The following is a 24,403-nucleotide window of genomic DNA, read 5'->3' as shown; positions in this document are numbered from 1 at the left end:
GCGGAGACACGGAGAATCGCGAATATGCCGTGCCTCACGAGCTGTGCGGAACGACCATCTCCTCCGACGAGCTCGCCCGTTTCCTCCCTCCCGGAGAAGAGATCACCGTGAGGGATGATTCCCACACGGCAGTCGAGGGATGCGAGGTCCTCGTTGACAAAAAGCTCGTCGTTTCCACTACGCAGGCCTGGCTCGAAAGAGGCAAAACGACAGCCTATTTCGCGGCCGGCCAGACTCTTGACGCGCCCGAGGGATCTTCAGCCGACGGTAGGTTCCGATACTCGGACAACGAGGCCTTCGGGAAGACTCGCGGCTGCATCGACAAGGAGCACGGACAGGAGTTGTACACCGCCGTACAGGCAGAGGGGTCGAAGCGCAGGGACGTTGAGGCCATGAAGCGCCTCATCGTCTCCTACACCAAGAATGTCGAAGAGTCAGCCGAGTGCACAGCAGGTTCCCAGTAGGAGTCACTGCGCTCACCGGCATCGCCGAGATTCAGCTCGTGTCGCCTCCACCTCGACAAGGGGTCGAAAAGTGTGATGATTCAAGTGCGCGTCGGTAGCGCACTGTTGTTGACCATGCGGGAAGCAGCCGCCGGCGTCGACCTGAACAATGAGCTGATGACCGAGGCCGTCACCACGTTCGCGAAACGCGCGCGCCAGGTTCAGGACGGCGAGACGGCGTCGGCACGTATGAGCGGTGCTTGACGCCTGGCGTGATGGCGGGAGGGCGCCCGCCCCCTCCCGCGAGGACCAGACCGGGCAGAGCGCTCGGGCACAGTTCGGGGTGGGCGCCTCCCGCGCGCGCCCACCCCGGTGACCTGTGCGCATCAGCGCTACGCGTAGTAGCTGGCGGCCTTCTTGTCGCCGCCCATGTAGTCACCGCCGGCGCGGCCGACGACCTGCGCGATGGAGACCAGGGCCTGGTGGATGTCCCGGGCTTCCTTGTCCCACAGGGCCTGTTGCTGCTTGTACATGTCGTGCGCGTCGCCCTCCCAGCCCGAGGCGACACTGGCGACCATCTTCTTGATCTCTTCCAGGTCCTGCTCGAGCTGCTTGGCCTGGTTGCCGATCTCGGTCGCGGCTGCGTCAAGCGCCCCGTACTTGACTACGAGTTCATCGTGGCTGTTGCCGGCCATACTCACTCCACTCCTTCATGTTGTGCATCGACGGATCCGGCCTCGGGTGTCCGAGGCGGCACTCGCTCAGAACCCGGCGAGACTCGACTTCGGGGCTCCGTCGTGCACGTTGATGCTGTTGACGGCCTGGCGGACGTCGTCCTCGGTGCCGTCCTTGATCTTCCTGGTGGCGGTCATGGCTTCGAGGAACTTGGTGAGGATGTTGCCGATCCGCACCAGGGACGTGTTGATCTCGTACTGCTTGGTGTTGAAGGCACCGGCACCGATGCCCTTCCACTGACCGCTCTCGAGGCTGTCGATGGTCCCCTGAAGGCGGTGGACCTGCCCCTTGATCGACTCGAACTTCGTCGCGATGTCCTGCTCGAGCTTGATTACTTGGGCATCTGATAGCCGCTGGCCGTCTGCCATGAATGGGCTTCCTTCCTGGATTGCCGTACGAACGTGCCGGGTGCGCGGGTCACCGGTCGGCGAATGCGCGTCCCGGCCTGGAAAGTTGGGCCGGAGGGGAGGACGTGCTCAGCCGTTGCGGCGCGCGCGCAGCACGGCGAAGCCGCCTCCCCCGATCACCGCCGCCGCGGCGACGGCACCCAGGACCACCCACAGCGTGTTGCCGTCGGACGGCTCCGAGCTTGATCCTGCCGTTGAAGTCCGGCCGCCTGAAGAGCTTTTTGGGGGCTGTGACGAGGCTGGGACGGATGTGGAGGGAGTGGCGCCCGCCTCACCGGCCGGCGTCTTCTCGTTGGTGATCGGATTGACGTCTGCGGGACCGGGGTCGCCCTTGCCCTTGATCAGATTGGATCCGGGGCGGATCAGGCCGTAGCCCAGGTACTTGCTCGGCGTGTTCTTGGGCCAGTCACGCGCTGCCGTGTCGATCAGGACGCGGAGCACCTGGTTCGCGGTCCAGGTGGGGTGAGCTGACCAGATGAGGGCGGCGGAGGCGGAGGCGATCGCGGAACCCTGACTCGTTCCCTTGCCCATGCAGTACCGCTGGAAGGTGTTGTCGCACCAGACGGGTACGTCGAGGCCGGGGGCCGCCAAATCTACGTAGTCACCTGACTGCGAGAACTTCCCTACGGCACCGCTCTTGTCGGCCGCTCCTACTCCGACGACCTCGAAGAATCCTGCCGGGTATCCGATGAATTCGTCTCTGTTGGTGCTCTCACTATTGCCAGCAGCAGCGAAAAGCAACTTTCCCTTCGACGCCGCATATTTTACAGCTTCTTTCTCGTCGTCCTCCGGAAGGAAGCCACCGAACGACATGTTGATGATTTGCGCGTCGGAGTCCGCAGCTGCCCGAATCGCTTCAGCGGGCGAAGCTGTACGCCTGAATTCCGCTTTGTCTTTCAGTGAGGACAACGAGACCCGGATCGGAATAATTTTCGCGCTGGGAGCGAGGCCTTTGATGCCACTTCCACGACCCGTGCCTGCGATCAACTCGGCCATGCTCGTACCGTGACCGTCGTAGTCCTTGGTTGCCCCGTATGCCACTTCCTGCGGGATGTCCTCGGTCAGCAGTTGCCCCTTCAGGGCGGGTGTCGACGCGTTGACGCCGGTATCCAGGACAGCGACCTTGATGCCTTTACCGGTGCTGACCTTCCACATCTTTTGGGCGGACATGGCATCCAGATACCACTGCTTCGGGGAGGTGCCGTCAGCGTAGGCGTGCGGAGCGACAGCGATAGAGACGGCGACGCAGACTCCAAATGCCGCCGCTGTCGAGGCAACCCGCTTCCAAACCCTGCCCCGGCGCGTGCCAATTTCAGTGCCGGGTCGGCTGATTTCTGACTTCATGCCTCTGGATGTCCCTGCTCGCGGCTGTCGGTCACTGATGAAACAGAACCCTGCCTGTCGGGCGGGCTGGCCTCTTCCCTTGTCACACGCCGGTCCGTCCTCCGCGAGGCGCTTCGCTCAGCCTCGTCAGCGGGCTGGTTGTTGCCTGAAGGGTTACGCACCAGCCCCGAACCGCCGACGGTGCCTCCGCGCGCGCTCCGTGCAGAGCGCCTTTGGGGGGCACCAACCACCCCATCGGGATTGGTTGCCGATCGACCCGCGGCACGCCCCTCACCGCTCTTTGCAGGCGGGTTTCCGATCACGCCACGCTGTCCGACCCTTGATCCGGTGCCGGTGTTCCGGGCAGCAGCCTGGGTCTCGCCGCCGACGACCGTGCCCCGGGGCACTCGCGAACCCGACCCACTTTGGGCAGTCCCTGTCGGACGCCCACCCACAACTCCGTTGGCGCGTCCTGCGCCCGTGGCACCGCTTCGTGGTGCGCCGTTCGTCCCGGTGACCTTCGGCGTGCCTCCGGTTACCGCCCGGCCCATCGGTGACCGTCCCCCGGCCCCACCCTGACCGATCGCTCCGGCACGTCCCATCGCATTGCCAGTGCGGCTTGAGGTGTTCGCGGCTGCGCGCCCGGCGGAAGCAGGAGTCCCGGCCCGCCCGGAGGCAGTCGGGTTCCCGGTGCGTCCCGTGGCGGCCGGACTTCCGGCTCTTGCCGCACCTTGCCGCGCGACCCCCTGCGCCTGGGCAGAAGCCCTGGGAACACCCGAGGCGCGGATCGGCTTCGACGGACCGGTCGTGCCTGCTTTCACGAACCCTTGAGCGAACGGCACAGGAGCATTGGTGGAGGGCGGCGTTGTACCTGTGGTGGACACGGGTGTGCTGGTGGTTGCGGGCGTGTTGACCGTCGGCGGCGTGGCGACGCTGTCGATCTGCGTGCCGATGTGTGAGGTGGCAGGGGGGTTGGGCTCCTGCAAGTCTGCTACCCCTGAGTGTTTCTCAAGGACGGGGCTTGCGTGCCCGACTGGCGTCCCCGAGTCGCTCGTGTATCGCCCGGTGCCCTGTTCCGAAGGGATAGGGCCTGAGATGTGATCAGGGTTCTTCGCACGCGCGACAGGCTTCGGAACCCCCAGATCCGGCATCGTCGAGAACGTAGGCGGCTCGCTCGCCGCCAGGGTTTGTTCCGAGACCGAGTAGAAGGACGCGAGGCGGTTCATCTGGTTGATCGCCTCTTGGCGGTCCTTCTCGACCTTCAGGGCCGCGGCGTAGTCCTTGTTCCCCTCGACCCTGCCCGGGGTGGGGATGTCGTCGACGGTCTTCTTGTCGGCCCTGTTGTCCCGAGGCGGCATCGCCTTGCGCACGGAGGCCAGGCCCGTCCCCGCGGCGGTGATCTGCACGCCCGCGACCTCCGCGTAGTCCGCGAGGAGCGTCGAGTCCTTGGCGAGGTTCTTCCCCCAGGTACGGAAGGCGTCGGCCGCTTCGCCCTCCCATTCGACACGGTCGATGTGCTCGCTGAGCTCCTTCGCCGCGGCGCTGATGGCGTCGCGCGCCTTCCACAGTGCCTCGCCGGCGCGTTCGAGTTCCTCGGGCTGTGTGTTCTCGACCAGGTCGATCATGGCGTTGAGGGCGTGTCCCTCGAAGTTCGTGCTGCCGAAGACATTCATGCGCCCGAACCCGAAGGCGTCGTGCATGATCTCCGACACCCGGTTGGGCATGTCGGTGACGCCCACCTGAACGGCGGCGGCCTCGTGTACGTTCTTGGGCTGCTCTTTATCGGTCATACGCCCACCCGCCGTCGACCTTCTTGTCGTTGTTGCGCTCAGGCTGGGCCTTGCCGTCCTTGGCCCGCTGCGCTGCCTCGTGTTCGTGGTCCACCTTGGCCTTGATGGCCCAGAAGCGGTGCCGCAGATCCTCTTCGAGGTTGTCGAACGTGACGTCCGCACCGTGCACGGCGATACCCATGGCCTCGATCTGCAGGCCCAGCGTCTTGGAGAGGGAGGTGAGGCGCTCGTGCACACGGTGGTACTGGGTGTACAGACCGGCGGCCTCGGGGAAGTTGCCCGTCCCGCTGAAGGCGTGCTGAGGAATCGTGTGCGCGGCGACCTTGGACGAGCTGGCCGCCGAGCCCTCGAACTCCGTCAGCAGTGTGTCCACGCGCTTTTTGAAGTCCGTGAGCGCCTCCAGGCCCCGCTTGAGGCCAACGCCCCCGCCGCCCATGTCCGCAGGAAGCACGATCAGTCCCCTTCCCCGTTCCCCGTTTGTACAGCCACTGAGTGGCGCGGCGGCCCAGCCGCGTGCGACACACTCGTTGACCACTGTAGTCACTGTGTAAATCCCGGCCAACTGAACTTTGTGCTGTGTCAGTTACGAAACCGTCGAGACGTCGCCGGGTGTTGACCGGCAGGCGATCTCAAATGTCCAAATAGAGCGCCAAATCGCACATCTCCTCCGTGGTCGAGTGGTGACTCTCACCATCCCCGGCCGTCGCCGCCGATCCGAGCGGATCTTTGCAACTACAAAACCTGCGGGTGCACCGCCCCGCGCGGCGTTGACGTGGTTCGCTCCGTCCGGCCGGGGGTCAAGTGGCACCACCCCTGTCCCTCCAACGAGTCGCGGTAAACCGCCCGCGGCCCTCACCCGCACCACAGGACCCTCCACCCCTCTTCACGGCTCGGTCACGAGCCTCCATCAAGGCTACTCTGCGTCACTGACAAGCACTCAGGGTGCACGCAAGGGAGGAAGCTTGCTGTGACGTGGGACGAGTGGGAGCAGGCGCGGGGTCGGGTCGCGGGGCAGGGCGCCGGGATGCGGCTGGATCAGTTGCCGGCTCAGCGGAGTGCCACCGGTGGCGGCGGGCCCGATCTGGCATCGCGTCCGGCTGAGAAGAAGGCTGCCGCGCGGGCGATCGAGGAGCACCTCGAGCCCGACACGCGGAAGTCCGGAGCCTGGGCCGACGAGGAAACAGGCACCGTGGTCGCGGAGTTCGCGGGCCGGGACGGGCACGGATGGGTTACGTCCGGAGCCCTCAAGCGGGCGCACAAAGCCTGGAGCGACCAGGTCAAGGCCCTCATGGACCGGCTCGGTTCGGAGAAGGACGCGTTGCGGAGCACCTCCGTGCTCTTCCAGAAGACGGACGCAGGGGTCGGTGCGCAGGTGCGACGGCCCTCGGGCCTCGACCTGCTCTGACCGGGTCCACCCTGCCAACGCCCGCGGCCGGCAGATCCGGTGCGCTGTTCGCACCCACCAAGACCCTCATCCCGGGAAGCCATGCCGACGTACCACGAAATCATGACCACCGACCTCTCGACCCTCACCACCGCCGCCGAACGCTGGGACGCCATGGCCGAGGAATTCGAGAAACGGGAGGCCCAGTACAAGCGGGACGTGCACGGCGTTTCCCTGGGGCACTCCTGGAAGGGACAGAGCGCGCATGCCGCCCACGCCCGGTTCGACATCACCCTCAAGGAGTTCCGGGCCGCCCAGACCGAGGCCAGAGCGGTCGCGTCGCTGCTGCGGGACGCCCACACGCGGTTCGTCGAACTGCGCGCCAAGGTCCGGGCCGTGCGGAAGGACGCCGTCGCGGCGGGAATGCGGGTCTCCGAGCGGGGAGTCGTCTCGTACGAGGGACACGACAAGGCAGGTGGTGCGCAGAAGGCCTGTACGTCGACGTCCTCCTGGCAGGACGGTCTCGACCGTGCGGTCCGGGCCGTCGAAGACGCGGACCGGGGAGTCGAGATCGCCCTGAAGGCCGTCGCGGTCGACTCGGACGTCTCCGACGGCACCTTCAACGGCTTCAACTCCCGTGCCAGCGGCGACATCGAGAAGTACGAGGCCGAGGCCGCGGACGCCATCGCCCTGCGGCTCAACAGCGGTGCGGAACTCTCCGACCGCGACATCGCGGAGCTGCGGCGCACCTTCCGCGACAACGGCCGCGACCAGGCGTTCAGCCGCATGTTCCTCGACGGGCTCGGCGCCGGCGGGACGATCAGGATGACGAACCGGCTGAACGACCTCATCCATGTCCGGGGCGGCAGGGGCGCCGGCGACTTCTCCGCCATCGAGTCCGGGCTGGCGCGCACGCTCGCCACCGCCACCAGGAACACGAGGTCCCAGTGGTACGAGGGCTGGCGGGCCGACATGCGGAAAGCGGGCGTGGAGCGCTACGAGACGGACTACCAGGGTGCCCGTCTCGACAAGGCCCGCGGGTACCAGTCGCTGGTCACGCTCATGGAGAAGGGGGACGGTTACGCGCCCCAGTTCCTCACGGACATGGGCGACGACATCATCCGGGCGGAGAAGAACGACCCTGGCATCTGGGATCTGAAGGGCGAGTACGCCGGCAAGCGGGGCGGCTGGTTCGCCAACGATCCACTGGACGGGTTGCTCGGTGTCATGAGCCACGACCCGGACACCGCCGCGTCCTATCTGAAGTCGGATAACCGGATGAAGTACCTGATGGAGGAACGTGACTGGAAGGTGGTCCAGCAGGCTCAGGAGGGCGCCAAGGCTCCGGCCTACGGCGCCGTCCTGGACGGGGACGATCGTGCCGGGTTCGGTGCCGCGCTCCAGGCCGCGACGACCGGGATCGATCCCTCCGACAAGGACGCGGAGTTCGTACGGCACACCAAGGACAACGACGCCGTCCTCCGGTCGTCGCTGCGCTACCTGGCTGACAGCGGGGACGACTTTCCGCCCTCGCTGCGGGCGCCCGTCGCCGGGATCCTTGCCAATCACGGTGACGCCGTGCACGCGTCGGCCAGCAGTGTCGACATGTCCGCGTCTCCGCTGAAGCAGGAGCAGCTTCTCGAGGTCATGAAGCAGGTCTCCAGGGACCAGGGCGCGTACGGGACCCTGAATCGCGGGATCAACCACGCGCTGGTCTCCGACATCCACGAGCCCGGTCAGCGGGAGCCCGAGGAGTCGCTTCTCCGCGCGGGGCGCACGGTGGGCTTCCTGGAGGAGGCCCGCGCGCAGACCGCCTCGGAGCCCAAGACGGCCGAGCTGCCGGGCAAGTGGGTGGTGGACCAGGCCATCGGTCACCTCCCGGTGGGCAGCGGAGAGGTCCAGGCGGGGGTGGACTACGTGACGGAGCGGTGGCTCGCCGACGAACAGAGGCGTTATGACGATAAGGCGGTTGCGGAAAAGGTCGCCCACTACGAGAACAGAAACCATCAGTTGACGGCACTGACCAATGAATGGTGGGGGGTGCACGGCGACGGCGGCCGCACACCGTACAGCCGTCAGGATGCCACCGAGCGAGCTGCGGATGCCGGCATCAACCGCGCCCGAGGAATCTCAGGATAGGTGGCACGTGAACGGCACCACGAGATATGGCAAGAGCATTCCGGTAGCAATCAGCCTCACGGCTCTGCTTCTGACGTCGTGCGGCGGCTCACGCTCAGATCAGACGGTTCCTCGGTCTATGTGCGGGACTCCCGTCAGTCGACCTATGGTCAAGCCGCTCCTGCAACCCATGGGCAAAGTCACGGAGTGGACCAGCGCAGGTTTCCGCGAAGCGGGCGAGACGTCGTGGTGCGTCGTCCTCGTCGGAGGTGACGACGCGATGCACCTCAAGTTCGCCTCCCACGGCGGCCCAGCCGACGTAACGGAAGCCGCCTCCCCCGGTAACTCCGTCACCGGGCTACAAAACCCCCGTCCCCTCCGTCTCGCCGACAGTGCCGTTGCCGGTGATGACGGGGCCATCGCAACCACCCGTTGCCGGGACGGGAGCGGGGCCGATCACTTCACCCTCGCGCTCAAGGTGACGCGGGGGAAGTTCGACGAGGACCGCAGGGTCGCCATCGAGAGGTTCATGCGGGCGTACATGCCGGCGACCGTGAAGACGCTCGGCTGCCTCAAGGGGTAGGGCCGGGCCCGCCACCCGTCACGCGGCGGGCCCGTCGACGGGCGTCGCGGAGGGCCACGGCCGTTCCGCCCAGCGCGGCGACCAGGACCGCCGCGCCCACCGCCACGTACGTGCCGAGGCGGGCGTTGCGCTCGTCCGGGGATTCGCCGAGGCGGAGCTCGGCGGGGGTGGGAGCCTCGGCCTTCGTGACGCCCTCGTGGGGGGTGGGGGTCTCGACGGGCCGGTCGTCCTCCGTCAGGGCGCGGACCGGGTCCACCACGCCCCAGCCGACGTAGCTGTCGTGACCGGCGACGGAGCGCTCCGCGGTCTGTTCGATCTGGGCGACGATCTGGCGTTGGGTCCAGTCGCGGTGCTTCGCCTTGATGAGCGCGGCGACTCCGGCCACGTAGGGGGCGGAGAAACTGGTGCCGTTGTCGGTGCAGTGGCCGCCCCTGGGGACGGTGGAGATCATGTCGACGCCGGGGGCGGCCACGCCGACGAAGCCGCCCGACTGGGAGAACGGGGCGCGTTCGTTGTTGCGGTCGGAGGACGCCACGGCCAGCACGCCGGGGTACGACGCGGGGTAGGTCCGCTTGACGTTGCCGCCGAGGCCGTCGTTGCCCGCGGAGGCGACCACCACGATCTGCTGCGCCAGGGCCGCGTCCACCGCCTGCTTCAGGGCGGGGGCGGGCTCGACGGCGTTCGCGGTGTCCTGGGAGATGTTGATGACGTCGGCTTTGACCCTGATCGCGTGGCGGATGGCGCGGGCGAGCGAGTCCGCCGTGCCGTGTCCCTCCGCGTCGTTCTGCTTGACGGGGATGACGGTCGCCGCCGGGGCGAGGCCCACGAAGCCCGTTCCCGCGGTGGGGCGGGCCGCGATGATGCCCGCCACGCGCGTGCCGTGGCCCACCGTGTCCGTGGTGCCCTGGGCGTTGCCGCGGTCGATCTTCTCGCCCTTGTCGTCCTTCGGCGGCAGGAAGTTGGCGCCGGTCGACGTGTCCACCGCGTGCGTGAGCTGGGGATTCTTGACGTCGACACCCGTGTCGATCACCGCCACCCGTACGCCCTTGCCCCGGGACTGGCTCCACAGTTCGTCCAGCAGGACGCGTTGCAGGGACCAAGGGCGGCCCGCGTACTTCTTGTTGGGGAAGGTGCACTGGTCGGTGGAGGAGTCGGCGGTCGCCGGGGGCGCGAGGGCGAGGATCAGCGTCGCGGCCGCGGCGGCGACCGTACGGACGGAGCCCGGGGCGCCGGAGGATGCGTACGGCATGGTCTCCCCCGTCCTACGAGCCCTGCGGCTGGCGTGCCGCCGACGTCGACAGGCGGGGGCCCGTGGACAGGAACCGGGACCATTCGGCGGGGACGGGTGCCGGGTCCACGTCCGCGTAACCCAGGCGGATCTGGGCCTGCTTGGCCTCCTGCTGGAGCTGCTGGCGCTCCTTGGCCGTGATGCCGATGCCCGAATCGCCGCTGTCACCGTCGTCGTTGGACTGGATGGCGTACCGCAGGCCGGTGTCGGTGACGAGGAAGACGCCGCCCGCCTTGATCTCCTCGCCCTTGAACTGGCGGTACAGCTGGCCGGATCCGGGCGTGACGTACGCGCTGTCGGAGCCGGTAGGCAGGACGGCGGGGAACGCGGTGCCGGCCCAAGTGCTCAGCGTGGTGGCGCCCTTGTTCTCGTCGTCGACGTCGCGCAGGACGTTGCAGACGGTGTTGCGGCTGCCTTCGGCGGTGCCCGCGTCGTTGACGGCCTTGGGTTCGTGGGTCGGCCAGTCGCGGTCCGCGGCGAACTCGTCCGTGGTGGGGACGAAGGCACCCGCGCTGACGTCGAGCGCCCGGCCGGCCTGGCCGAGGTCCACCAGGTCCCGGCTGTTGAGGAGCAGCGTGGCGGTGAAGTCCGAGACGGGGGCGACCTTGCCCGGCTGGACGACGTAGTACTGGTCGGTGTCGCCGTCGGGTGCCTTGAGGACCATGCCGACCTTGTTCGCCTCGGCCGGCAGGCTGCCCTCGATGTCCGCCGCGGCGCCGATCCGTCCCCGCACGTCGGGGAAGGTGACGGCGTCGCCCCGGTGCAGGGTCTTCAGCCAGGGGTCGGACACCCGCTCCGGTTCGCGCCCGGAGCCGACGAGGGTCCGCAGCAGCAGCTCGTCCTTTCCGACCTCGTAGGCGGTGCCGTGCGCGTCGACGATGTAGCGGGTGCTGTCCGGTCCTACGACGTACATGAGCTCACCGCCGCGCAGTTTGTTCGTGCCCTCGGTCCTGTTCATGTCGCGGGAGGCGAGGACGAACGCGGCCTTCTGGATGGACCGGCCGCCGGCGCTGGGGCGCTCGCAGACGGCCCAGCGCTTCGCGGAGCCGGCTTCCTTCTCGGACGGCAGGCGGTCGGGGGCGTACGGAATGCCGATCGTGACGCCGCGGGGGATGTCGCCCTTGTCCAGGACCGACTCGTCCACGGTGACGACCTCACCCTCACCCGTTTTGAGGAGGAGCTTCGCGGACGCCATGTTGAGGACGGGGTGCAGCCGGGTCTTGCCCCTGGTCTTCAGGACCACGTAGCGGGTGGTGGACTCGCTGGCGACGATCACCTTCTCGCCGGGGGCGTCCCAGCCCTTCGGGGCGGTCGGCTTGAACATGCCCCACGCCCCGAAGGCGGCCATCACGATCACTCCGACGACGATGCCCGGGACCACGGCGCGCAGCGGGCGCGGCGCCCCTTCCTCGGAGCCGTCGGGGGACGACTGGACGAAGGATGCCAGCATGCGGCGCTTCGCGAAGGTGTAGGCGTTGAGCTGGTCCCGCCGAGATGCCATGTGTGCCTGCTTCTCCCCGTGTTTCGCCTGGTCGGCGCTCGGGGGTCACCGTCCCCCCGCCCTCCGTTGTCGGACCGGCCCCCTACTATGCCTGGTAAGTGGACGGTCTCGTGGAGCGGGTAGGGTACCTGGACCTTCAAGGGCCCTTTGTGGCGGCGGAATTCCAGTGAGTTGTGAGCAAAGCGGGGGGATGGAGTGATGGCTTCCGGAACGCGTGCCCGGATGCGCGAGCGGTCGCGTGCGCGCGGTGCCGCGGAGCCCCGGCCGCCGCACGCGGGGCAGCCGTCGGCGTCGCGCACGCAGCCGCGGGAGCCGGACGCGCTGCAACTGCGGACGCGGCCCGGGCAGTTCGGGTCGTTCCGGTTGCAACGGGTCGTTCTGCTGGAGCTCGCCGCCGCCGTGCTGCTGACCGGGTGGGTCATCGGCCCGCTGGCGCTGACCGTGGCCGGCGTGGTCGCGCTGGTCCTCGTGCTCCTCGCCTTCGTACGCCGCCGCGGCCGCTCCCTGCCCGAATGGCTCGGTACGGCCAGGGCCCTGCGCACCCGTCTCCGCCAGGCGGCGGGTACGCCGATACAGCCGGGCACGGAGCCCGGGCTCGCCCCCGCCGTGGAGTGCGACCCGAGCCTGCGCACGTACGCGTACGGCGGCCGGGACCGTCGGTCCGTGGGGATGATCGGGGACGGCACGTTCGTGACCGCGGTTCTCCAGGTGGAGGCCGACGCGACGGCGCTGAGGGCCGAGCGGAGCCGGCAGCCGCTGCCGCTGGGCCTGGTGGCGGACGCTCTGCAGGTGGACGGGATCCGGCTGGAGTCGGCGCAGATCGTGCTGCACACGCAGCCCGCGCCCGCGCTGCACCTCCCCCAGCAGTCCGTCGCGGTGAGCAACTACGCGCCGTTGCAGGCACAGACCGGGGCCCCCGCGGTGCGCATCACCTGGATCGCGCTGAAGCTGGACCCGGAGCTGTGCCCGGAGGCCGTGGCCGCGCGCGGGGGTGGGCTCGTCGGGGCGCAGAAGTGTGTCGTGCGGGCCGCTGACCATCTCGCCAGCAGGCTGACGGGGGCCGGTTTCCGTACGACGGTCCTCGACGAGGAGGAGCTGACCGCGGCCGTCGCCACGTCGGCGTGCGCGAACCCGCTGGTGACCGCGGAGGCCGGGCGGACCGACGTGCCGGAGCGGCGGACCGAGGAGTCCGGCCGGAGCTGGCGCTGCGACAACCGCAGGCATACGACGTACTGGGTGCGCCGCTGGCCCCGGTTGGGCGGGCGGGGGCCCGCGCTGCCGCAGCTCGTGGCGCTGCTGACCGCCGTTCCCGCGCTGGCCACGACGTTCAGTCTCACGATGGCGCGCGGTGAGCGGCAGGAGGTGTCGCTCACGGGGCATCTGCGGGTGACGGGGCGCTCCGACGACGAACTGGTCGCCGCCCGGCGCGCGTTGGAGGGCGCCGCACGGCAGGCCGGGGTGGGTCTTGCCCGGCTCGACCGTCAGCAACTGCCCGGCGTGCTCGCCACTCTGCCTCTCGGAGGTGCTCGATGACGGCCACGACGTCACAGCCGGCGGGCGGTTCGGGCGCGTATCCCCCCGGACAGTACGTGCCGGGGGCGGGCGCAGGAGGGTTCGCGCCCGGTGGGGGCCCTGGGTCCGGTGGCGCTCCGGAACCGTCGGCCGCGGACCGGCTCCGCGGCCGGGTGCGCAGCGGGTTCGGGCTGCTCGGCCCGCGGCACGGCCGCCACACCCTGCCCGCGGACCAGCTCGACTCCCTCGCGCTGCCCATCGGGGACGACGGGGTCGTCATCGGCGTGGACGCGGAGGGACAGCCCGCGGTGCTGGGCCTCAACAGGCCGACTCCGTACGACGTCGTCCTGATCGGCGGACTGTGGACCGCGCAGGTGCTCGCCCTGCGGGCGGCGGCCACGGGGACGCGTGTCGCCGTGGAGACGGGGCGGGCGCAGGCCTGGGCGCAGATGGTGCAGGCCGTCGGTGGCGGGCAGACCGGGATGACCGTGTACGACGTGGGGCGGGTGCCGCCGCAGGGTGCGTCGGCCGGGAACCCGGTGCTCGTGGTGCGGGACTGCGGGATGCGGCCGCCGCGCGGGCGGGTCGTCTCGGGTCCCTGGCAGGCGGTGCTGACGCTGCTGCCGTATCTCAGCCCGGTGGCCCCGCGGTTGATGCGGCAGGCGCGGCTCGTCGGAGTGCAGCGCGTCTCCCCGGACGAGGCCGCGGAGATAGGCCGCACGCTGGCGCTGCCCCGGGGGGACATGGACTCCCTGCCGACGCTGGCCGACGGCGTCACACTCTGGTGCGCCGACCGCGACCGGCAGTACGTGATGACCCAGCCGACGGACGCCGAGACCGGATTGTTGGGTACGCCACGCAGGATGGACTGACCCGGCCCAACGGCCGCCCGGTCTGGGGCGTTTGCGACTGATTCGGTCCCGCTTTCATTCGGCTCCATCACCGCAATCACCCGTTTTGTTCGTGCGCGGGGAACATTAGTGTGCGGGCTCCGGGCGAGGGGTGACGGAGCGGGCGGGCGCAGAGGGGCGGACGGGCCTGCCCCGGGGGCGCTTGTGGTGATTAGGCTGGGACCGGGCGCGACATCGAGACCCGTGAGAGGGGCCCTCGGCACCCCAGGGGGACAGCCGGGCGGATTCGGACGACTTCGGACAACGAGAGCGGTCGCCCCAGCACGGCATGAGGGTGCTCGACCACACCAGGAGGAATTGTGAACAGCGATCGGGACGGGATCCGCGGGGGCTGGGCCACGCCCGGCGATGACCAGTCCGACGCCGAGTCCGCCATCGAGACGACGGGCGAGTTCACCATCGACTACGCGCCGCCTGCCTGGTACACGCAGAACGCCTCGGGCGGTTCGGCGGAGGCGGCACCGGTTCCGGAGCCGCAGGCCCCGTCACCGGCGGCTCCTCCGGCGCCCCCTGCCCCTCCTGTCGGCCCGGTTGATCCGGCCCATCCCGTCGGCGCGGTGCCGACGCCCGCTCCGCCGGTCGGCGTGCCCGTCGACCTTCCTCCCCCGCCTCCGGACGGCTTCCAGCAGCAGAGTTGGACGCCAGCGGCTCCTCCGGCTCCTCCGGCCGCGCCGGCCGCGCCGACCGCCGAGGCGGATGCCGGGAACGGGGACCTGGAGAGCGGCGCGACCATGCGTTTCTCCTCCGCGGCGCTGAGGCGTGAGATCGCGTCGCGGGCCGCCGAGTCGGCGGTTGCCGACGGGACGGCCGGAACGGGTGGGGTGAACGCCGGTTCCGACGGATCCCGGTCCTCCGAGTCCGGGGCCGGTTCCGACGCGGCCGGTTCCTCCGGGTCCGGTTCCTCCGGGTCCGGTTCCTCCGGGTCCGGTTCCTCCGGGGCCGGTTCCTCCGGGTCCGGTTCAGGAGGCTCCCGCTCCGACGGTTCGGGAGCCGGATCCGACCGTTCTGCGTCCGGGCAGCAGGCCGGGAACAGCACCGGGGCCGACGTCACTTCCTCCGGCGCGCCCGCGCACGCACCCTCCGGCGCCCCTGTGTCCGACGGCACCTCGTCCGTCGACGTGGCACCCGCCGCGTCCGCTCCCGAAGCCGCGGCTCCGGCCGTCCCCGGTGTCGCCGACGCCGCCGGCGCGGCCCATCCGCACGGTGGCACGGACGGCGGCTCTCCGGAGCCGGCCCAGGAGTCCGAGCAGCCGCCCGCGGTCGGCGGTGCCGGTGCGGGCGCAGGCGCCGTGGAGTCGGCCGACGCCGCCCCGAACGCCGCCCCGGACACCGGCACCGGCACCGGCACCGGCACCGAGGGTGAGGCCCCTTCTGCGACGCCGGACGCGGTACCCGACGACGCCGCCGCCGAATCCGGCTCCGTCCGGAACGCCGCCGTGCAGGACACCGGCGCCCCGGAGGGCACGGCCCCCCAGGCCTCGGAGGCACCGGCGCAGCCCGACGCCCGGCCCGGCGCAGGGGCGGATGTCTCCGCCGGCACCTCCGGTGACGTACCGGCGGCTTCCCCGGCCTGGACACCGCCGCCGGTGCCGCAGAGCGGGCTTCCGCCGTTGCCGCCCGCGTTCCAGCCCGCGGCGCCCGACCCGGCGGTTCAGTGGCCCGCGTCGACGCAGCCGGCCGAGCCGACGGCGCCCCAGGCTCCGGTGCCCCCGCAGCCCCAGCCGCAGGTCACGCCCGTACAGCAGGCCGAGGCCCCCGCACAGGCACCCGTGCCGCCCCAGGCACCCACGCCGCAGCCGCCGTCCTTCCAGCCCCAGCAGCCGTCCCGGCCCGAGGCGCCGCAGCCCTTCCCGCCGCAGGCCCCGCAGCCGGCTCCGGCCGCCTGGACCACGGCTCCCGCGCCGCAGCCGCCCCACGCCGCCCAGGCACAGCCTGCGCCCGCCGACGCCCCGCCGGCCCCCCAGGCCGGTTACGGCTTCCCGCAGCCGGGCGTCCCCGCCCCGCACGCGCCCGCTCCCCAGCCCCCCGCCCCGCGGGCCCCGGCACCGCAGTCCGGTTACGGCTTCCCGCAGACCGGCGCACCGGTCCCGCCGCAGGGTGGTTACGGTTTCCCCCAGCCCGGCACCCCCGCTCCCAGTGCACCGGCCCCGCATTCACCGGGCCCGCAGGCACCCGCGCCCCAGCCCCCGGCCGACCGGTCCGGGTACGGGTTCCCGCACACCGCTCCCCCGGCCGCGCCCAACGCCCCGGCGCAGCAGCCCGGTTACGGCTTCCCGCAGCCGCCCGTCCAGCAGGGCCCCGTGCAGCAGGACCCTCCGTACCAAGGGCACCCGCAGCAGGCTCAGCCCCCGGCCGCGCCCGTGGATCCGCGTGCCGGTGCCGCCTGGCCGCAGCCCATCCAGCACGATCAGCGGCAGCCGACCAACCCGGGTGCCGCACCCCTCGGTTACACCGCCGCGGTGGAGCTGTCCTCCGACCGGCTGCTCAACAACAAGAGGCAGAAGCCGAAGAGCGGCCGTCCGGCCGCGGGCGCCTCGCGGTTCAAGCTCGGCGGCAAGAAGGAAGAGGCGGAGCGCCAGCGGAAGTTGGAGCTGATCCGTACCCCGGTGCTGTCCTGCTACCGGATCGCGGTCATCAGCCTGAAGGGCGGCGTGGGCAAGACGACCACGACCACCGCGCTCGGCTCCACGCTCGCCAGCGAGCGGCAGGACAAGATCCTCGCGATCGACGCCAACCCGGACGCCGGTACGCTCGGCCGCCGGGTCCGCCGGGAGACCGGCGCGACGATCCGCGACCTCGTGCAGGCGATCCCGCACCTCAACTCGTACATGGACATCCGGCGGTTCACCTCGCAGGCGTCCTCCGGGTTGGAGATCATCGCCAACGACGTCGACCCCGCGGTGTCGACGGCCTTCAACGACGAGGACTACCGCCGGGCGATCGACGTGCTCGGCAAGCAGTACCCGATCATCCTCACCGACTCGGGCACCGGCCTGCTCTACAGCGCCATGCGCGGCGTGCTCGACCTCGCCGACCAGCTCATCATCGTCTCGACGCCGTCCGTCGACGGTGCGAGCAGTGCGAGTACGACGCTGGACTGGCTGTCGGCGCACGGGTACGCGGATCTCGTCTCGCGGTCCGTCACGGTCATCTCCGGGGTGCGTGAGACCGGCAAGATGATCAAGGTGGACGACATCGTCGCGCACTTCGAGACCCGCTGCCGGGGTGTCGTCGTCGTACCGTTCGACGAGCACCTCGCGGCCGGTGCCGAGGTCGATCTCGACATGATGCGGCCGAAGGTGCGTGAGGCGTACTTCAACCTGTCCGCGATGGTGGCCGAGGACATCGCGCGCCACCAGCAGTCGCACGGCCTGTGGACGTCCGACGGCAATCCGCCGCCGGTCGCCGCGCCGCCGCTGCCGGGCCAGGCGGTGCCGCCGCAGCCGATGCCGGGGCAGCCCCTGCCCGGACAGGCGCCGGGCGGGCCCTTCCCCGGGCAGATCCCGGGCCAGTACGCGCCCGGACAGCCGGTTCCGGGCCAGGTGCCGGGGCAGCCGGTTCCGGGCCCGTACGCACCCGGACAGCCGATGCCGGGCCAGGTGCCTCAGCAGCCGCATCCGCAGGCACAGCCCGGGCCGGTGTACCCGCCGCATCCCGGCCAGCCCTACCCGCCCCAGCAGGCCCACCCGCAGCAGGGTGCGCCGCAGCAAGGTGCCCCGCAGCCCGGAATCCCGCACCAGGGCGCCCCGCAGCCCGGAATCCCGCACCAGGGCGCCCCCCAGCCGGACGTGCCCCACCAGGGCGCCCCGCAGCCCGGTTACCCGCCGCACCCGGGGCAGACCCCGCCCCCGCCCCCTCAGCAGTAACCGGACCGGTCCCTCCCGGGGGCCGGTCGCCGCTCGGGCCCGCACCGTCGAGGACGGTGCGGGCCCTTCGCATGTCAGCCGGATCCCCTCTCACCCCTGCCTCGCGTACGCATGGACGATACGAGGCGTCAGGCCCCCACCTGGGCGGCTTCAGGGGTCTGGACCAATGAGCGCGAAATCCGCATCAACTCGTTATTTCCGCAGGCCACATGGGGTGCACGCGCCGTTGACGTGCGGAGACCGCCGCTGATAGACACACACATCAACCCCGCCGGCGTCACCCGATCAACCCTGGTCCAGCAGTTCGACAAGCCATCCCTGTGCGAGCGATGACGCGAGGTCACCGACCCATGAACACACACGATCAGCACGGCAGAGTGCCGTTGCGCCCACGGATCCGCCTGCCCCGGCTCGTCGCCCTCGCAGGCGCCGCAGCACTCACTCTCACCGCAGGTCTCGCGACCCCGCTCAACCCTGCGCCCCAGCCGGCCCAGGCCAAGGAGGGCAAGCGGGTCCTCACCGTGGCGGTCGCGCAGAGTGTCGACTCGCTGAGCCCGTTCCTGGCGTCGCGCCTGGTCAGTACGAGCATCCACCGGCTCATGTACGAGTACCTGACCAACTACGACCCCAAGGACAACCACGCGATCCCGGGCCTCGCCACCAAGTGGTCGCCCTCCGCGGACAAGCTCACCTGGACCTACACGATCCGCTCCAACTCCAAGTGGTCGGACGGCGAGCAGGCCACCGCCGAGGACGCGGCGTGGACGTTCAACAAGATGATGACCGACGAGGGCGCGGCGACGGCCAACGGCAGCTTCGTCGCCAACTTCAGGAAGGTCACCGCCCCGAGCCCCACCGAGCTGGTCGTCGAGCTGAAGAAGCCGCAGGCCACGATGGCGGCGCTCGACGTGCCGATCGTGCCCCGGCACGTGTGGGAGAAGGTCGACGACTTCTCCGAGTTCAACAACGACAAGAACTTCCCGATCGTCGGCAACGGACCGTTCGTCCTCACCGACTACAAGGCCGACAGCTACGTCCGGCTCGAGCCCAACAAGAGCTTCTGGCGCGGCGCGCCCAAGTTCGACGAGTTGGTCTTCAAGTACTACAAGGACGGTGACGCGGCGGTCGCGGCCCTGCAGAAAGGGGAGGTGTCGTTCGTCTCCGGACTTGCGCCGGCTCAGGCGTCGGCACTCAGGAGCCAGTCCGACATCAAGGTCAACGACGCCCCCGGCCGCCGCTTCTACGCCCTGGCCACCAACCCGGGCGCCCAGGCCAGGAACGGCAAGCACTTCGGCGACGGGGCCAGGTCGCTGCTCGATGAGAAAGTCCGCCAGGCGCTGTTCCGGGCGATCGACCGCAAGGCCCTCATCGACAAGGTGTTCCAGGGCCACGCCGTCGAGGGCCAGGGGTACATCCCGCCGCGCTTCTCGACGTACTACTGGAAGCCGTCGGCCGGGCAGGAACTCGCGTACGACCCGGCCAAGGCGGCCCGGCTCCTCGACGAGGCCGGCTACAAGAAGAACGGCGACGGCAAGCGCGTCGAGAAGAACGGCAAGCCGATCAACTACCGCGTTCTGTGCCACGCCACCGATCCGAACGACAAGGCGGTCGGCAAGTACCTCAAGGAGTGGTTCGGCAGACTCGGCATCGGTGTCACACTCAACTGCCTGGACAACGTGACCGATCCGTGGCTGGCGGGCGAGTACGACCTCGCGTTCGACGGCTGGTCCGTCAATCCGGACCCGGACTTCGTCCTCTCCATCCACACCTGCGCGGCGCTGCCCGCCACTCCCAAGGACACCGGCGCGACCGACAACTTCATCTGCGACAAGAAGTACGACGGCCTGTACGCGCGGCAGCTCGCCGAGTACGACACGGCCAAGCGGGCGGACCTGGTCAAGCAGATGCAGTCGCGGCTGTACGACTCCGGCTACATGAACGTGATGGCGTACCCGAACGCGGTCGAGGCCTATCGTACCGACCAGATCAAGTCGATCACCACCATGCCCGAGGCCGCGGGCAACATCTTCGGGCAGGACGGCTACTGGAGCTGGTGGTCGGCGGTTCCCGCCGCCTCTTCCGGTGAGTCCTCCGACGATTCGAGTTCGACGGGCGCCATCATCGGCATCGTCGCCGGGGTCGTCGTCCTGGCGGGTGCCGGGGTGTTCCTCGCGATGCGGCGCCGCTCCACCGCCGAGGACCGCGAGTAGGGAGCGGGCCGTGATCGACGAGAAGACCGCGAACAGCGAGTAGTAAGAGCCACTGATGACCGCTGAGGCAACACCGGCGCTGGTCGAGGGGACCGGCGGTCCGGCTACGGCCGGGCCGTCGGCCCGCGGCCCGAGGGCGCGCACCACCACCGCGTATCTGCGTTATGTGGCGGGCAAGTTGGGCGGCGCGGCCGTCTCGCTGCTCGCCGTTCTCGTCACCAGTTTCTTCCTCTTCCGGCTGATCCCGGGCGACCCGGTGAAGTACATGACGGGCGGCCGTCAGGTATCGGCTGAGCAACTTGCCTCCTACCGGCGCGAGTTCGGGCTCGATCTGCCGATGTGGCAGCAGTTCACGGACTACTGCGGCAAGGCGCTGACCGGTGACCTCGGAACGTCGTACCAGTTCCGGGCGCCCGTCATGGACAAGGTCACCGAGGCGCTGCCGAACACACTGCTGCTGACCGGCACGGCGTTCGTCCTGTACACCGTGCTCGGCATCTTCCTCGGCACGCGCTCCGCGTGGCGCAACGGCGGGCTCGGCGACCGGCTCAACACCGGTCTGGCACTGACCCTCTACTCGATCCCCTCGTTCTGGCTCGGGCTGCTGCTCATCATCGTCTTCTCGGTGGGCATCGGGCCGGTCCCCGGACTCTTCCCGACCGGCGGCATGGAGTCGGGCGGCGAGCAGGGCTTCGCGTACGTCCTCGACGTCGCCCACCACCTGGTCCTGCCGGTGGTCACGCTCGTCGCCGTCGAGTACGGGCAGACCCTGCTCGTCACCCGTTCCGCGCTGCTGGACGAGATGGGCAGCGACTACCTCACCACCGCACGCGCCAAGGGCCTGCGGGACGACCAGGTCCGCCGCCGTCACGCGGTGCCCAACGCGCTGCTGCCGACGGTCACGCTGATCTTCGTCAATCTCGGCCGTACGGTCGCGGGCGTCATCCTCGTGGAGACCGTGTTCTCCTGGCCGGGGCTCGGCGGCCTGTTCTACCAGGCGCTGAGCGTGCCCGATCTGCCGCTGGTGCAGGGGCTGTTCTTCATCTTCGCGGCGGCGGTGATCGTGATGAACACGCTGGCCGACCTGATCTATCCGCTTCTGGACCCCCGGGTGGGCCGATGACCACGACCGAGTCGGACGGGCCGCTGACGCCCGACGCAGTTCCCCGCGTGTCACCGGCAGGACCGCGCGCCCTCGCCCGGCAGCGCCGCCGACGTTCCGCCGCGCGCTTCTGGCGGCAGTACCGCAGCCACCGGGCCGGTGTCGTCGGTCTCGCCGCGCTCGCGCTGTTCGCGCTGGTCGCCCTGACCGCGCCGCTGACCGTGGGCGCGGGCGTGCAGAACGTGACGGACGCGCCGGGCGGCCCCATGGAGAGCCCGAGCGCCCGTTTCCCGCTGGGCACGGACCAGTTCGGCCGTAACCTGCTGGGCCTGGTGGTGTGGGGGTCCCGCGTCTCGCTGCTCGTGGGACTGCTCGCCGCCGTCCTGTCCGTCGCGATCGGCGCGCTCATCGGCATCACCGCCGGGCACTTCCGCGGCTGGTACGCGACAGTGATCATGCGGATCACGGACTGGTTCCTGGTGATGCCGACGCTCGTCCTCGCGATCGCCCTCGCGACCGTCCTGTCCCGCTCCCTCGGCACCATCATCCTGGCGATCGGCGTCACCACCTGGCCTACGACGGCCCGGCTGGTGCGCGCCCAGACGCTTGCCGTGGAGTCGCGGCCGTACATCGAACGCGCCAAGGCGCTCGGCGGCGGCCACTGGCACGTGATGTCCCGCCATGTACTGCCCAACGTGATGCCGCTGGTGCTGGCGCAGACGACCCTCATCATCTCCTCGGCGATCCTCGCCGAGGCGACGCTCGCCTTCCTCGGCCTCGGCGATCCGACGGTCGTGTCCTGGGGCGGGCTGCTCCAGGACGCGCGTGAGGCGGGCGCGGTCAGCTCCGGCGACTGGTGGTACCTCGTACCGCCGGGCGTGGCGATCGCCGTCGTGGCGCTCGCCTTCACACTGTGCGGACGCGCCGTGGAGTCCGTCCTCAACCCCAGGCTGGGGGTGTCCCGTTGAGCCTGCTCGACGTCCGCGACCTCGAAGTGACCTACGCCGGCGGGGCAGCCGCCGTGCGCGGGGTGAGCCTCTCCCTGGAGGCGGGGCAGAAGCTCGGCATCGCCGGCGAGTCCGGCTGCGGCAAGTCCACGCTGGCCCTCGCGCTGCTGCGGCTGCTGCCCGCGGGCACGCGCACGAGCGGACGGATCCTGCTGGACGGCGAGGACGTCCTGACGATGAAGTGGGGCCGGGTGCGGGCGGTCCGCTGGGCGGGCGCCTCGATCGTCTTCCAGGGCGCGATGCACTCGCTGAACGCCGTGCACCGCATCGGCGACCAGATCGCCGAGCCGGTCCTGCTGCACCGCAAGGCCACCCCCGCGGGCGCGAGGAAGAAGACCGGCGAGCTGCTGGAACAGGTCGGACTCCCCGCCGCCCGCGCGGAGGCGTACCCCCACGAGCTGTCCGGCGGACAGCGCCAGCGCGTCATGATCGCCATGGCGCTGGCCTGCGACCCGCGGCTGGTCGTCGCCGACGAACCGACCACCGCGCTCGACGTGATGATCCAGGCGCAGATCCTGCGCCTGATCGAACAGCTGGTCGCGGACCAGGACCTGGGCCTCGTCATGATCAGCCACGACCTCGCGGTGCTGGCCGACACGTGCGACCGGCTGGCGGTCATGTACGCGGGCCGCGTGGTCGAGGAGGGCCCCGCCCGGCAGGTGTACGAGGACGCGCGGCACCCGTACGGCAAGGCCCTGTCGGCGGCGTTCCCGCGGATCGGTGACGCCGCGTCCCGGTTCGCGCCGCGCGGCCTGCCGGGCGACCCGCCGGACCCGGCCGACCTGCCGGCCGGCTGCACGTTCCATCCCCGGTGCGCGGTGGCACTGGACGGCTGCGCCACGCAGGACCAGTCGCTGCGTACGGCGGGCCCGCGGCGCCGGGCGGCCTGCGTGCACGTCGGCACCACACCCGGACAGGACGCCCCGGCCCCCGCCCGCACCACCCCCGGTCCCGGCACCCCGGCCGCCCACCCGGGCGCCGTACCGGCCGACCCTGACGGCACGACCGACCACCGGCCCGCCGCCGCACACCCAGGACCCGGCACCCCCACGGCCGTGCCGGACACCTCACCCCCCGCCCCCGGCACTCCCAGCGCCCACCCGGGCACCGCACCTCCCGCCCCCGGCGCGACAACCGCCCGCCAAGGCACCACGGACGACGACGCGAGGAGTACCGCGTGACCACCTCCCCCGGCACCGGTCCTGAACACCCCGCCACGCAACCGCTGTTGAGTGCCGAGGGGCTGCGCGTCTCCTTCCCCGGACGGCACGGGGCCGAGCGGGCCCGCGCCGTCGACGGCGTCGACCTGGACATCCGGCCCGGCGAGGTCGTGGCCCTGGTCGGCGAGTCGGGCTGCGGCAAGACCACACTGGCCCGGTCCCTGCTCGGCCTCGTCCCGCCGACCGGCGGCCGGGTCACCTTCGACGGCAAGCCGCTCGACTACACCTCGCGCGCCCTGAAGGCGTACCGCAAGCGCGTCCAGCTGGTCCTCCAGGATCCGAGCGGTTCGCTCAACCCGCGGCACACCGTGTACGACGCGGTGGCCGAGGGACTGCGCATCCACCGCTACGGCGGCGACGAACGTGCGGCCGTGGCGGAGGCGCTCTCCCGGGCCGGGCTCCGGCCCCCCGAGCGCTTCTTCCTCCGCTACCCGCACGAGCTCTCCGGCGGCCAGCGCCAGCGCGTGGTGATCGCGGGCGCACTGGTCCTGGAACCCGAACTCCTCGTCGCCGACGAGCCGGTGGCCTCCCTGGACGCCTCGGTACGCGGCGAGATCCTGTCCCTGCTCCTGAGGCTGCGCACCGAACTGGGCCTCTCCGCCCTGGTGGTGACCCATGACCTCGGCCTGGCCTGGAACATCGCCGACCGGGTCGCCGTGATGTATCTCGGCCGCATCGTGGAGACGGGCGAGGTCGAGCAGGTACTGACGGCACCTCAGCATCCGTACACGCAGGCACTGTTGTCGGTGCTGCCGGAGGCGCCGGGCGAGCCGGTCGTGCTGACCGGCGAGCCGCCGGACCCCTCCCGCATCCCGTCCGGCTGCCGCTTCCACGTCCGCTGCCAGATCCTGGCGAGCGGGGAGGCCGAACGGGCCGGGGTCGCGGACGCGTGCCGCGGCCAGGACCTGGAAGTGCTCGGCGGAGGCGGCGAGGCGCAGGTCGCCTGCCACTGGGCCAGGACCCGCGTCACCGCGTAGGACGTCCGCTGCCGACGGAGAGGGGG

Annotated in this window: 20 protein-coding genes; 13 read left to right on the top strand and 7 right to left on the bottom strand. The window is 70.5% G+C overall.

All coding sequences use genetic code 11. The annotated features are described in order from the left end of the window. The first annotated feature begins 29 nt into the window (after nt 1-29). Nucleotides 30-464, top strand: a complete 435-nt coding sequence (locus AC0ZLC_RS31975) for a hypothetical protein (protein WP_476755433.1) — start codon at nt 30-32, stop codon at nt 462-464. Between the two features lie 72 nt (nt 465-536). Further along, complete coding sequence (locus AC0ZLC_RS31970) at nt 537-707, top strand: hypothetical protein (RefSeq protein WP_476755432.1); 171 nt, start codon at nt 537-539, stop codon at nt 705-707. Nucleotides 708-835: 128 nt separating this feature from the next. Here the strand turns inward: AC0ZLC_RS31970 and AC0ZLC_RS31965 are convergent, their stop codons facing one another. The 5 genes from AC0ZLC_RS31965 to AC0ZLC_RS31945 all read right to left on the bottom strand — a co-directional run bounded on the left by AC0ZLC_RS31965 (nt 836) and on the right by AC0ZLC_RS31945 (nt 5,149). Continuing rightward, nucleotides 836-1,138, bottom strand: coding sequence for a WXG100 family type VII secretion target (locus tag AC0ZLC_RS31965; protein ID WP_358854447.1), 303 nt, complete (start codon nt 1,136-1,138; stop codon nt 836-838). Nucleotides 1,139-1,204: 66 nt separating this feature from the next. Further along, complete coding sequence (locus AC0ZLC_RS31960) at nt 1,205-1,546, bottom strand: WXG100 family type VII secretion target (RefSeq protein ID WP_358854436.1); 342 nt, start codon at nt 1,544-1,546, stop codon at nt 1,205-1,207. 108 nt (nt 1,547-1,654) lie between these two features. After that, the gene (locus tag AC0ZLC_RS31955) at nt 1,655-2,929 is read right to left on the bottom strand and encodes a S8 family serine peptidase (RefSeq protein ID WP_476755431.1); all 1,275 of its coding nucleotides are present in this window, start codon (nt 2,927-2,929) and stop codon (nt 1,655-1,657) included. After that, nucleotides 2,926-4,698, bottom strand: a complete 1,773-nt coding sequence (locus AC0ZLC_RS31950; RefSeq protein ID WP_476755430.1) for a hypothetical protein — start codon at nt 4,696-4,698, stop codon at nt 2,926-2,928. The genes AC0ZLC_RS31955 and AC0ZLC_RS31950 overlap by 4 nt, the downstream gene beginning before the upstream one ends. Then, nucleotides 4,688-5,149 carry a hypothetical protein gene (locus tag AC0ZLC_RS31945; RefSeq protein WP_476755429.1) on the bottom strand — a complete coding sequence of 154 codons (462 nt, stop codon included), beginning with the start codon at nt 5,147-5,149 and terminating at the stop codon, nt 4,688-4,690. The genes AC0ZLC_RS31950 and AC0ZLC_RS31945 overlap by 11 nt, the downstream gene beginning before the upstream one ends. A 516-nt stretch (nt 5,150-5,665) precedes the next feature. Between AC0ZLC_RS31945 and AC0ZLC_RS31940 the strand changes: the two genes are divergently transcribed. The 3 genes from AC0ZLC_RS31940 (at nt 5,666) to AC0ZLC_RS31930 (ending at nt 8,783) form a co-directional block, all read left to right on the top strand. After that, nucleotides 5,666-6,103 (top strand): hypothetical protein, encoded by a 438-nt coding sequence (locus AC0ZLC_RS31940; RefSeq protein ID WP_476755428.1) that lies wholly within the window; start codon nt 5,666-5,668, stop codon nt 6,101-6,103. Nucleotides 6,104-6,205: 102 nt separating this feature from the next. Beyond that, nucleotides 6,206-8,221, top strand: a complete 2,016-nt coding sequence (locus AC0ZLC_RS31935; protein ID WP_476755427.1) for a hypothetical protein — start codon at nt 6,206-6,208, stop codon at nt 8,219-8,221. Nucleotides 8,222-8,366: 145 nt separating this feature from the next. Further along, the gene (locus AC0ZLC_RS31930; RefSeq protein ID WP_476755426.1) at nt 8,367-8,783 is read left to right on the top strand and encodes a hypothetical protein; all 417 of its coding nucleotides are present in this window, start codon (nt 8,367-8,369) and stop codon (nt 8,781-8,783) included. Here AC0ZLC_RS31930 and mycP read toward each other — a convergent pair. Both mycP and eccB read right to left on the bottom strand, forming a co-directional pair. Next, on the bottom strand, nt 8,773-10,032 hold the full coding sequence (gene mycP / locus AC0ZLC_RS31925) for a type VII secretion-associated serine protease mycosin (RefSeq protein WP_476755425.1): 1,260 nt from the start codon (nt 10,030-10,032) through the stop codon (nt 8,773-8,775). The genes AC0ZLC_RS31930 and mycP overlap by 11 nt on opposite strands. A 13-nt stretch (nt 10,033-10,045) precedes the next feature. Further along, nucleotides 10,046-11,572, bottom strand: a complete 1,527-nt coding sequence (gene eccB / locus AC0ZLC_RS31920; protein WP_476755424.1) for a type VII secretion protein EccB — start codon at nt 11,570-11,572, stop codon at nt 10,046-10,048. Between the two features lie 198 nt (nt 11,573-11,770). On the opposite strand from eccB, the gene eccE reads away from it, so the two are divergent. From eccE to AC0ZLC_RS31880, 8 genes are all read left to right on the top strand, one after another. Beyond that, a complete protein-coding gene (gene eccE / locus AC0ZLC_RS31915) occupies nt 11,771-13,105 on the top strand; it encodes a type VII secretion protein EccE (protein WP_476755423.1) in 1,335 nt (444 codons plus the stop codon). Next, nucleotides 13,102-13,956, top strand: a complete 855-nt coding sequence (locus tag AC0ZLC_RS31910; protein ID WP_476755422.1) for a hypothetical protein — start codon at nt 13,102-13,104, stop codon at nt 13,954-13,956. Before eccE ends, AC0ZLC_RS31910 begins: the two co-directional genes overlap by 4 nt. Nucleotides 13,957-14,294: 338 nt before the next feature. Then, a complete protein-coding gene (locus AC0ZLC_RS31905) occupies nt 14,295-17,861 on the top strand; it encodes an SCO5717 family growth-regulating ATPase (RefSeq protein ID WP_476755421.1) in 3,567 nt (1,188 codons plus the stop codon). Between the two features lie 350 nt (nt 17,862-18,211). Then, nucleotides 18,212-20,071, top strand: coding sequence for an ABC transporter substrate-binding protein (locus AC0ZLC_RS31900; RefSeq protein ID WP_476755420.1), 1,860 nt, complete (start codon nt 18,212-18,214; stop codon nt 20,069-20,071). Nucleotides 20,072-20,126: 55 nt separating this feature from the next. Beyond that, entirely contained in the window at nt 20,127-21,194 is a 1,068-nt protein-coding gene (locus AC0ZLC_RS31895; RefSeq protein ID WP_476755419.1) for an ABC transporter permease, read from the top strand. After that, nucleotides 21,191-22,141, top strand: a complete 951-nt coding sequence (locus AC0ZLC_RS31890; protein ID WP_476755418.1) for an ABC transporter permease — start codon at nt 21,191-21,193, stop codon at nt 22,139-22,141. Before AC0ZLC_RS31895 ends, AC0ZLC_RS31890 begins: the two co-directional genes overlap by 4 nt. Further along, nucleotides 22,138-23,361, top strand: coding sequence for an ABC transporter ATP-binding protein (locus AC0ZLC_RS31885; RefSeq protein WP_476755417.1), 1,224 nt, complete (start codon nt 22,138-22,140; stop codon nt 23,359-23,361). The genes AC0ZLC_RS31890 and AC0ZLC_RS31885 overlap by 4 nt, the downstream gene beginning before the upstream one ends. After that, nucleotides 23,358-24,377 (top strand): oligopeptide/dipeptide ABC transporter ATP-binding protein, encoded by a 1,020-nt coding sequence (locus AC0ZLC_RS31880; RefSeq protein ID WP_476755416.1) that lies wholly within the window; start codon nt 23,358-23,360, stop codon nt 24,375-24,377. Before AC0ZLC_RS31885 ends, AC0ZLC_RS31880 begins: the two co-directional genes overlap by 4 nt. The last annotated feature ends 26 nt before the right edge of the window (nt 24,378-24,403 follow it).

The sequence above is a fragment of the Streptomyces sp. GLSS-08 genome, from assembly GCF_056387915.1.
Note: the sequence above shows the minus strand (reverse complement) of the source record. Positions and strands in the feature narration are given on the sequence as shown.